Origin of the sequence: Bariatricus sp. HCP28S3_F11, from assembly GCF_052065395.1 — a bacterium.
In the GTDB taxonomy this organism is placed as follows: Bacteria; Bacillota; Clostridia; order Lachnospirales; family Lachnospiraceae; genus Allocoprococcus.
Map to the genome: position 1 here is coordinate 134,818 of NZ_JBQHUC010000005.1, position 10,510 is coordinate 145,327.

10 protein-coding genes and 1 pseudogene are annotated in these 10,510 nt (G+C 45.2%); 2 read left to right on the forward strand and 9 right to left on the reverse strand.

Annotation, left to right across the window (positions count from 1 at the left end; all coding sequences use genetic code 11):
• Positions 1–8: 8 nt before the first annotated feature.
• A complete protein-coding gene (locus ACTNBR_RS04220) occupies positions 9–656 on the reverse strand; it encodes a polysaccharide deacetylase family protein (RefSeq protein ID WP_427820509.1) in 648 nt (215 codons plus the stop codon).
• Positions 657–835: 179 nt separating this feature from the next.
• On the opposite strand from ACTNBR_RS04220, the gene ACTNBR_RS04225 reads away from it, so the two are divergent.
• On the forward strand, positions 836–2,194 hold the full coding sequence (locus tag ACTNBR_RS04225) for an MATE family efflux transporter (protein WP_427805576.1): 1,359 nt from the start codon (positions 836–838) through the stop codon (positions 2,192–2,194).
• Positions 2,195–2,259: 65 nt separating this feature from the next.
• Here ACTNBR_RS04225 and ACTNBR_RS04230 read toward each other — a convergent pair whose 3' ends face one another.
• The 3 genes from ACTNBR_RS04230 to ACTNBR_RS04240 form a co-directional block, all read right to left on the reverse strand.
• Complete coding sequence (locus ACTNBR_RS04230; protein WP_441016180.1) at positions 2,260–3,408, reverse strand: iron-containing alcohol dehydrogenase; 1,149 nt, start codon at positions 3,406–3,408, stop codon at positions 2,260–2,262.
• A gap of 103 nt (positions 3,409–3,511) precedes the next feature.
• Positions 3,512–4,108 (reverse strand): flavin reductase family protein, encoded by a 597-nt coding sequence (locus tag ACTNBR_RS04235; RefSeq protein WP_427805574.1) that lies wholly within the window; start codon positions 4,106–4,108, stop codon positions 3,512–3,514.
• Between the two features lie 19 nt (positions 4,109–4,127).
• Positions 4,128–5,780, reverse strand: a complete 1,653-nt coding sequence (locus ACTNBR_RS04240) for a putative manganese-dependent inorganic diphosphatase (protein ID WP_427805573.1) — start codon at positions 5,778–5,780, stop codon at positions 4,128–4,130.
• Positions 5,781–5,999: 219 nt separating this feature from the next.
• Here ACTNBR_RS04240 and ACTNBR_RS04245 point away from each other — a divergent pair, with 219 nt between their 5' ends.
• On the forward strand, positions 6,000–6,683 hold the full coding sequence (locus ACTNBR_RS04245) for a S1 RNA-binding domain-containing protein (RefSeq protein ID WP_427805572.1): 684 nt from the start codon (positions 6,000–6,002) through the stop codon (positions 6,681–6,683).
• Between the two features lie 118 nt (positions 6,684–6,801).
• On the opposite strand, the gene thiM is transcribed toward ACTNBR_RS04245, so the two are convergent.
• From thiM to nrdD, 5 genes and pseudogenes are all read right to left on the reverse strand, one after another.
• Complete coding sequence (thiM, locus tag ACTNBR_RS04250) at positions 6,802–7,671, reverse strand: hydroxyethylthiazole kinase (RefSeq protein WP_427805571.1); 870 nt, start codon at positions 7,669–7,671, stop codon at positions 6,802–6,804.
• On the reverse strand, positions 7,616–8,188 hold the full coding sequence (gene thiW, locus ACTNBR_RS04255) for an energy coupling factor transporter S component ThiW (protein WP_427805570.1): 573 nt from the start codon (positions 8,186–8,188) through the stop codon (positions 7,616–7,618). Before thiW ends, thiM begins: the two co-directional genes overlap by 56 nt.
• 88 nt (positions 8,189–8,276) lie before the next feature.
• A complete protein-coding gene (locus ACTNBR_RS04260; RefSeq protein WP_427805569.1) occupies positions 8,277–8,798 on the reverse strand; it encodes a dUTP diphosphatase in 522 nt (173 codons plus the stop codon).
• Between the two features lie 57 nt (positions 8,799–8,855).
• Positions 8,856–9,371, reverse strand: coding sequence for an anaerobic ribonucleoside-triphosphate reductase activating protein (gene nrdG / locus ACTNBR_RS04265; protein WP_427820499.1), 516 nt, complete (start codon positions 9,369–9,371; stop codon positions 8,856–8,858).
• Positions 9,372–10,382: pseudogene (gene nrdD, locus ACTNBR_RS04270) on the reverse strand (anaerobic ribonucleoside-triphosphate reductase); the annotation flags it as partial.
• Between the last annotated feature and the right edge of the window lie 128 nt (positions 10,383–10,510).

Below are 10,510 nucleotides of genomic sequence, written 5' to 3' on the forward strand. Positions count from 1 at the left end.
CATCTTTCCTAATTTAATATCAGTTCATCCACCGTCACAAATTCATAGCCTTCCTTCCGGAGCAGGTCTATGATCCGAAGCGCGGCATGTACCGAAGATTTGTAACAGTCATGTAAGAGAATCATATCATTTTCCCGCACATCCGTCACTACTTTATTTACAATTTCATCCTCATTCTCCGTCGTCCAGTCCAACGGATCTACAGTCCACAGAACGGGAATGACATTCATCTCCTTTTCCAGATCCTTCTGCCAGGCACCAAACGGAGGCCGCATGTATTCCGTGGGACGGCCGGTAATTCTTTCCACAGCCTGACTCGTCTTCTCGATCTCTTCTTTTGCTTTTACACTGTCGATCCTCGTGATCTCCACATGATTATACGTATGATTCCCGACAATATGACCTTCTTCATACTCCCTTTTCACCAGTTCCGGATAGCGTTCTACATTGAGGCCGATCACGAAAAAAGTTACTTTTACCCCTCTTTCTTTCAGACCGTCCAGCAAAAGCGGCGTACACGACGGGTGGGGTCCGTCATCAAATGTCAGTGCGATTTTCATTTTTTCTTCTTTCATTTCCTGTACTGCATCTTCCCTGCTGCCGGTTTCCTGCGATCTGCCCTCCCAGATTCCCAGTGCCGTAAACAGCAAAATCATATAACAAATGGTGCAAACAGACTTCCATAACCGGTATTTCAAGCTCCCACCCCGTTTTCCATATTCTCTCTAATATATGAAAATCTCTGATTTCCTATACCTCGGGCATTTCTCTTATTGCAATATACATATTCAATGTTATAATATCAGATAGGTTATCGATACAAAGGAGGAAAATCATGTCAGATTCGACAGGAAAAGAGAATAAAATGGGGGTCATGCCCATACCGAAACTACTGTTCACAATGTCACTTCCTATCATACTTTCCATGCTGGTACAGGCACTTTACAATATTGTTGACAGCATGTTTGTTGCCCGGCTGAATGAAAATGCACTTACCGCCGTTTCACTCACATTTCCCATACAGAACCTGATAATCGCGGTCGCATCGGGTACCGGCGTCGGGATCAACTCACTTCTCTCCAGGAATCTGGGCGAGAAGAACTACGAGGCGGCTGACCGTGCTGCATCCAACGGCTTATTTCTTGGATTTATGAGTTCCCTGGCGTTTGCTGTTCTTGGCGGCCTTTGCTCAGGTGTTTTTTTCCATATTCAGACAACCGATCTGCAGATCGTCCGCTACGGCACACAGTATATGCGAATCATTACGATCTGTTCCATCGGCATTTTCCTGCAGGTTACTTGTGAGAGGCTGCTTCAAGCCACCGGGAAAACGTTCTATGCTATGATCACTCAGGGAACCGGTGCCATTATCAACATCATTTTAGATCCGATTCTGATCTTCGGGTTGTTCGGTTTTCCAAGACTTGAGGTGGCAGGTGCCGCAGTTGCCACGATTATTGGTCAGATGATTGCAGCGGCAATGGCTCTGCTTTTTAACATTACGAAAAACAAAGATATTCATATTCATTTGAAAGGCTTTCGTCCAAACCGTACTGTCATTCTAAATATTTATACAGTCGGGATACCTTCGATTATTATGATGTCCATCGGTTCTGTCATGACGTTTGGCATGAATAAGATTTTATTGATGTTCTCTTCAACAGCGGCCGCCGTATTCGGAGTTTATTTTAAGCTTCAAAGCTTTATCTTCATGCCGATCTTCGGTCTGAATAACGGAATGATACCGATCATCGCGTTTAATTACGGTGCGCGTCAGAAAAAAAGAATTCTGCACACGATATGGCTCAGTATCTGCACTGCTGTTACGATTATGCTCTTTGGGCTGGTACTCTTTCAGTGCTTTCCGGATGTCATGCTCCGCATGTTCGATGCTTCTGACCGGATGCTTGAAATCGGCATCCCTGCTCTGCGGATCATCAGCCTCAGTTTCATTTTCGCCGGATTCTGTATCGTATCAGGTTCGGTATTTCAGGCCCTCGGGAACGGCATGTACAGTCTGATCGTCTCTGTTGCAAGGCAGTTATGTGTTATACTGCCTGTTGCCTATTTATTTGCCCGGCTTTTCGGGTTAAATCAGGTGTGGTGGGCAATTCCGATCGCTGAACTTGTGTCGGTCGTACTTTCCGCCTGGTTCCTGAGGCGCATTTATCTCCAAAAAGTCAACCCGCTGTAGTACGATATATAAATAAATGATATTCCAAAAACAACTTGGTTTCTGGGATATCATTTTTTATACTCCTAAAGTGCTTTGTGGTACAGCATCTCAATATCTTTCTGCGTAGACTGTCTCGGATTTGCCAGAATATTACCACTCTTCATGGCATCCGCGGCCATCTGCGGAATCTTATCTTCTGTCACCCCCACATCGGAAAGTCTGGACGGAATACCAAGATCTTTCAGAAGCTCACGCGCTTCGTCAACCAGCATCTCCGGCACAAAATCGACAACCGGTTCGCTTTCCTTGCTGATGTAATTGTAGATCTTCTCATAACGTCCGTGATCTGCAAGTGCGTTGTATTCAACAATCGTCGGAAGCAGGATGGAATTTGCTACTCCGTGCGGCACATGGAAAAATGCGCTGACCGGATGACTCATCGCATGTACATTACCCAGACGTGCCCATGCAAATGCAATTCCTGCGAACATACTTCCTGACATCATTGCGCAGGCTGCTTCTTCATCCTGTCTGTTTGCGACAAAACGGCGGATATTTGCTCCAATCAGTTCCATCGCTTTTTCTGCCATTGCATCGGAAAATGGAGATGCATCGCGGGATGTATATGCTTCCCATGCGTGGATCAGTGCATCCACACCACAGGACGCCGCGATGGATGCCGGCGCTGTCATAATAAGTTCCGGATCGAGAAGTGCATAACTCGGAATCAGTTCATAACTGAATACCGTCAGTTTGTAGTTCCTTGATGTATCTGTGATAACAGAGAAAGCGGTCACTTCACTTCCCGTTCCTGCTGTAGTCGGGATCGCAATGATCGGCACAATCTTGCCCGGTACCTTGTGCGCTCCTTCATATTCTGTGATCTGTCCGCCGAATTTTGCAAGTACACCGACTGCTTTTGCAACGTCCATCGGGCTTCCTCCGCCAAGTGCCACAATACTTGTCGCTTCCGCTTCCTGATATGCTTTTACTGCCGCATTCACGGTATCCACGGAAGGATTCGGCTCTACATCCAGAAATTCTGCCACCTCAATTCCGGATGCCGTAACAATACTCCGCACCTTTTCAACCACTCCCAGCTTCTCAAGTCCCCTGTCAGAAACCAGCAGCATTTTAGCCGATCCGTTTTTTTTCAGCAATTCCGGAAGTCTCTTTAAACTTCCCATTCCAAAAATAATATCCTGTGGTACTGTAAACGTAAAATTCTTCATTTTTTCCGCTCCTTTTCTAAAAAAAGGGCGAAACTGCTCCTTCACAGTCTCGCCCTTGAGATTTACTCAAACAGCATATACCCTGACGCCTTTCTTTGTCAAGCTATTTCCTTTTATTCTCTTTCTTTTTCTTCTTGATCTTTTTTCTCACACTATAGCCAAAAGTTCCCAGTAGTCTTCCAAGACTGAAATACTGCCCGTGGACGTAAACCAGCGGCTTTGTCTTCTCAAGCGCGAACCGGTTCGACTCGTCCATGTAGGCATCATCCACATGAACCGCAAGGACCTCTGCCAAAAACATATGATGTGAACCAAGTTCTTCTTTTTTTACCACTCTGCATTCAATATTGACCGGACTTTCCTTGATCAACGGTGCTTTTACATACTGCGCTTCATCCGGAGTCAAATGCATTTCTTTAAATTTGTCCACATCTCTTCCGGAACGCACACCGCAATAATCGCTGGCCTTTGCAAGATCCTCATTCGTCAGATTGATGACAAATTCTCCTGTCTCATCTATCATATGATAAGAATACCGTTCCGGCCGCACGGAAATCGATACCATCGGAGGGTTCGTACAAATCGTTCCTGCCCATGCAACCGTAATGATATTATTCTTCCCGTCCTTGTCCGATACACTGACCATGACCGCCGGTAACGGATACAGCATATTTCCTGCCTTCCAAGTCTGCTTCGCCATAATTTTCTCCCCTGCTGTCCTATTTCTGCTGCAGATAACCTACCAATGTCGGAATAAACTGTTTCTTGCGGGACACAACATCCTTAAGAAGTACCCGTTCGGTATCCTCCGGCATCTCCCAGGCCTCCAGGATCCTTGCTTTTGCCCCTTCGCCACAGCACATCAGTTCCGTTGATTCCTCGAGAATATTTGTCAACATCAAGAATACCATATCCAGATGCTGATCGACTCTGGCTACTTCCAGATAATCGGTAAGACGTTCTCTTACATCATCCAGCTCTTCCTGATTCATCGAAGTGATCTGGCCGACACCAAATGATACTCCGTTGGCATTGAATACTTTGAAATCCTGGAAACAGATCTCTTCTTCTGTCTTCTCACGCAGATTGCTGCCTGCATTAAACATCGCCTTTGCATGCTCTTCCATATTAATTCCCGCAATCTGTGCCAGAGCAGCAGCCGCCGCCTGATCCACCATCGTACATGTCGGAGAACGGAACAGTAATGTATCCGATAAGATCGCCGAACAAAGCAGTGCTGCGATCGTCTTATCTACCGTAACACCATTCTCCTGATACATCTGATAAACAATGGTCGCCGTACATCCCACCGGCTGATTGCGGAAGAATACCGGCCCGATCGTCTCCATACTTCCCAGTCTGTGGTGATCAATGATCTCCAGGATATCCGCCTCTTCAATTCCGTCCACCGCCTGAGATTTTTCATTGTGATCCACCAGAATCACCTGTTTCTTTCTGGAACTCATCAACCGACGTCTGGAAAGGAAACCGCGAAAATGTCCCTGGTTATCAAGAATCGGAAAATCACGGTATTTCTTCTTCGCCATAACTTCCTTGACATCGTCTACATAATCCGACATGTGAAATGTCTCCAGATTATCCTTACTCATGAAATACTTAACCGGAATACTCTGGTTGATCAGCCTTGCCGCTGTAAATGTATCGTGCGGTGTCTGAATCACCACAATATCTCTCTCCATTGCCATCTTCTTAATTGTTCTCGATATTTCCGCTCCCTGACAGATGACCAGACAGCTGGCATCCATCTCGATCGCGCAGAGCTGGGATTCATAACGATTTCCGAGAATGACCAGATCGTCTTTCTCAATAATATTTTCCATCATATCCGGACTGGACGCTGCAATAATCACTTTCCCCTTCAGAAAATAACCGTGTTCATTCCCTGTCACAATCGTTCCGTCCAGCGTATTCACGATATTGCGATACTGCGTTCTCGCGGTCGACAGAATATGACTGTCATACACCTCCATGTAGGATGTCGCAATATCTCCGATCGTAATCAATCCTTCCAGCCGGTCATTTCTGGTAACCGGAAGGGTGCGGATATTCTCCTGCTTCATCCGCGTCCACGCCTCACGGATCGATGCATTGGACCGGACACCTTCAATCTGACGGATATCCATATCCTTAACCTGCAAATGCACATCTCCAAGATATCCCGGGACTTCTACGCCAAATCGATCGAGTACGTAAGCCGTTTCCCCGTTCAGCTCACCGGCACGTTTTGCCACATACTCCTCCCCGGTCATTTCTCTTTTTAAATTCGCATATGCAATCGCAGAACAGATGGAATCCGTGTCCGGATTCTTATGTCCGATAACATACGTTTTTTTCACTTTTCTATTTTCCATTTCTACCACTTCCTTGTTTTCATACTACTTACTATTGTCAGAATGCCATTTTTTGCTCATTTCGTCAACCATATTTTCCAAAATAATACATTCTCATAAAACGTTCTTCCATATTTTGATAATTTTTTGTTCCGATTCTACCAAAAACATGGTATACTAAAATATAAAGCGACCTTTTGTACAACAAAAGAGTAAACGAACTGAGGTAGAGGTGGAATTATGGATAACGAACAGTTAATGGAAAACACAGAGAGCATGGCAGATTATGAGGAACATTTCGATGATGCAAATCCATGGAACATCGTAAAGGATTATCTCGAGAAGGGTACAGTACTCCATGTAACAATTGAAGGAATCGTAAACGGCGGAGCGATCGCTATGGTAGAAGGCATCCGCGGATTCATCCCGGCTTCCAGACTTTCTCTTTCTTATATTGAAGATTTGGAATCCTATCTGTTAAAAGAAGTTGATGTCAAAGTCATCGAAGCTGACCAGGCACAGGGACGTCTGATCCTGTCAGCCCGCGAGATTCTGAGAGAACAGGAAAAGAAAGCCAAAGAAGAACTGCTTGCTTCTGTAAAAGTCGGAAGCGTTCTGAAAGGTAAAGTAGAATCTCTTCAGACTTACGGAGCATTCATCCGTCTTGAAAACGGTCTCTCCGGTCTGGTACACATCTCACAAATCAGTACCCAGAGAATCAAATCTCCTGACCAGGTACTCAAAGTTGACGATGAAGTAGACGTAAAAGTAATCGGTATCAAGGAAGGCAAGATCAGCCTGAGCATCAAAGCTCTTATGGAAGAAAAGGAATCTGAAGAAGAGCCGGAAGAAAAGATCGAACTTCCGAAATCTGAAGCAATCGGAACCAGCCTCGGAGACTTATTTAAAAATCTGAAACTTTAATAATTTTAAAGAAGTTGTTACTTTGCAAAACATTTTTCGACAAAGACCAACAAATGAAACGAGTATCCCATGAGGAATCTGTACTGTAAAAGTACTGATTTTCATGGGATACTCGTATTTATAATACTCTGTTAATCTTCCCCTTGATTCCAAGCAATTTTCCATCTATCTGATATAAAAAATCAAGAAAACGTATTTGAAAGCTTCCTGGTCCGTGGCTGTCTTCTGCCGCCAATTCTCCCGCAATCCCCATTACCGCAGCTCCCAAGAGAACCGCGTGGATCATCTTAATTTCGCAGGTATTCTGCGCCGTGCTTACGTGAACTCCACCCAGATAAGTGCTGCACACTGCTCCCAGCATACAGCCGGTACCGGTAATCTCCGACATCATCGCATCTCCATTTTCCACCGCATATACTTCCGCTGCATCTACGATCAGATCAGTCTTACCACTTGCAAGGATAACCGCTCCGGTTCTTTTAGCCATACTTTGAAAACACTCTATTACCTTTTCCAGATTCTCCGGTGTCAGTGTATCCTGTATTCCTGCATCGATACCGATACTGTGAGACTCTTCCCCCGCCATTTCCAGTATCTCAGACATATTTCCTTTCAAAACAGAAATGGTTCCCGTTTGCAACAGCTCGCTTGCATATTCTCTGCGCAGATCACTGCAGGCAACCCCGACCAGATCGAGGAGCACGGGAATCCCTTTCTTATTAGCTGCTGCGAGTGATCTCTTCATGGATTCCATTCTTACATCTGTGATATTTCCCAAATTCAGCATCAGCGCCTGTGCTGTCTCTGTAATCTGCTCCACTTCCCGCGGATGTTCTGCCATGATCGGTCTTCCGCCTGCGGCAAGAACCACATTTGCACAGTCATGAATTGAAATCGGGTTTGTAATGCAGTGGATCAACGGCCGTATTTTTTTAACGAGCTTCTGAAGCGCCATCATTTTTTGAAGATTTTGTATGCTTTCTGTCATAAACTTTCTCTCCCAGACTCATTTGGAATTTTGCAAGCAATCCGGCTTTACTTAAGGTTTTCAGGAAGAAATATGCAACCGTTCCGCCCATCAGTGTAGCTCCCAGAAACATGGGCGTATAGAAGAATGCGTTCAGTCCTTCTCTTCCCATCAGAAATGCCATCACCGGATAAGATACAATCGAACCGATGATCCCGGTTCCAAATACCTCTCCAATCACTGCGCAGATGATTTTCCCTCCGGAAAGCCGATAAAACACACCGGACAGAAACGCACCAAACACTGCACCCGTCAGCGCAAGAGGCGGAATTCCCATAAACATCATACGGATGACTCCGATCAGTGTCGCACAGAGCAGAGAATACCACGGTCCCATCAGAACCGAACATACAATATTTACCAGATGCGCCGTCGGACACATCCCCTCAATCCTGAGAATCGGAGAAATCACAACCCCGATCGCCACCATCATTGCCAGCATAATCATCCGGAAAATCTTTACTCTCGTCTTATCCATTTTTTCAAGTCCTTTCCCTAACCTTTTCTCATCCTTTTATATACGAATATCGTGAACATTCTTTGGTATCCTTCCGCATCCGAAGCTTTTAAACACCCTTCGTCGTACTTCCGAATCCACCGTTCCTCACTTCATCGGTGTCATCATCCACCGTGATCCCATACTCCACGAAGATTCCCTGCATAAAGCCGGTTCCCTTCGCTATTTCCAACGTTTTTCCTTCATTGGAATCATTCGTCAGTTTTGCAAAAATATGCCCTTCATTATCGGAATAAAAATAATCACTGTCAATGATTCCTACCGTATTATTGAGCTGCAGCCTGTATTTAAATCCAAGCCCACTTCTCGGATAGCATTTCAGCACCCATCCGTCTTCCATTTCAACCCGGATGCCGGTAGGAATCTTGACCGTCTTTCCCGGTTCCAAAACAAACGTATCCGGTGCATAAAAATCATATCCTGCACTCCCTGATGTTGCTCTCTTTGGAAGGCGGATCTCTTCATAGAGTTTCTGTATCTCTTCTCCTGAAATATCTTCTCCAAATGTGTCCTTCCAGCTTTCGGCAAACTGTTCGGCACTTACTTTGTGAAATTTTGCAATTCTTCTCATCTGTCTCTTCTCCTGTTTCACATTATTACGACCTATACCCGTCAAGTTTCAAACCTGCTAATTCTCATCATAATCAGGGCAATGCAGAACCGGCACTGTATCCGTTTCTGCCGCCAGTGTTCTCTGTACATCGATCACTCTTTGATTACTGCTTCCTTTCCAACAAAGAAGCGGATCCTTTTTGGCAAATACAAATTCACCGTCCACCAACACATCCAGATACCTCACGATTTCCATGCGGCGTACCTCTTCCCACGTAGAACCCGTATACAGCCAGATTGTTTTCTCCGGAAATGTCTCCCGGATTTCTTTTGACAGTTCTGTCACATCATTTACATTTGCAATATGAAGCGGATCGCCTCCGCTGAAGGTGATACCGCTCACATAATCCTTTTTCAATTCTTCAAACAGTTCCGCCTTTGCAGACTCGTCAAAGTAAAGTCCGCCGTTCGGATCCCATGTGACCGGATTGTGACAGTCCTTACAGCAGTGACTGCAGCCTGCCACCCACAATACGACCCGAAGTCCGTCTCCGTTGAGCATATCATCTTTTGTTATATTGTGGTAACGCATCTACATACTTTTCCTTTCCGCAATTTCCGCCATCTTCGCATCGTTCAGACGCGTATCTCCTTTGACTCTTGAATAAGAAAGATATCCATTCATCCGATCGATCTTGGTCAGATTATTACTTCCGCATACCGGGCAGACATCCATCGCAAGTTCTTCATGACCGCAGTCATCACAATATGCAAGCGATAGATTTACGCCTTCATAAAATCCCATATCCATCGCACGGCGTACCAGTGACTTGATTGCTTCCACGTTATAATTGATCGGATATTTCACATACTGAATCTTTCCACCGTTGCACAGATCCCAAAATCTATTCTCCAGATCCTGCTTCTGGATCGGAGTGATATCTTCGGTCACATGGCAATGGAAACTGTTGCTCACATACGCACGATCCGAAACATTTTCCACAATACCGTATTTCTTACGGAACTGCTGTACCTGAACGCCGCAAAGATTTTCTGCCGGAGTGCCGTAGATCGCATACAGATGCCCATCCTCTTTCTTGAACTCCTGCACCTTTTTATTGATATATTCCAATGTTTCCAGTGCAAACTCCCCGTCTTCCACCAGAGACTTTTTATTATACAGCTGCTGCAGCTCATTCAGCGCCGTGATTCCAAAGGATGCTGTCGCCGATTTGAGAAGTGGCTTGATCTTATCATGCGGTTTCAGATGACCGCCATAAAATCCACCCTCACAGTATGCCAGCGGATTGGTTGACGCACGCAGCTCGCCGAGATAATCATAGGTACGAATATGCAGCTTCCGAATCAATTCCAGATAATAATCCAGCACTTCAAAGAAATCCCGGTTCTCCTGCCTTGATTTTGCAAGGATCATCGGAAGATGCAGACTGACTGCCCCGATATTAAACCGCCCGACAAAGACCGGTTTGTCATCATCATCTGCCGGATTCATTCCGCCTCTTTCATACCACGGTGAAAGGAACGCCCTGCATCCCATAGGGCTTACGATCTTCCCATATTTCTTGTACATACTTGGAACGTAACTATTCAGCACCCCATTTAGAGTACATTGATTTTTGGGCAAAACGGAGAAAATAAAATTTCTGTTTTGCCATGGCTTTATTGCGAAAAGTGGATAACTTTTCAATGCAACTGCCAAGTGCTTTTTGC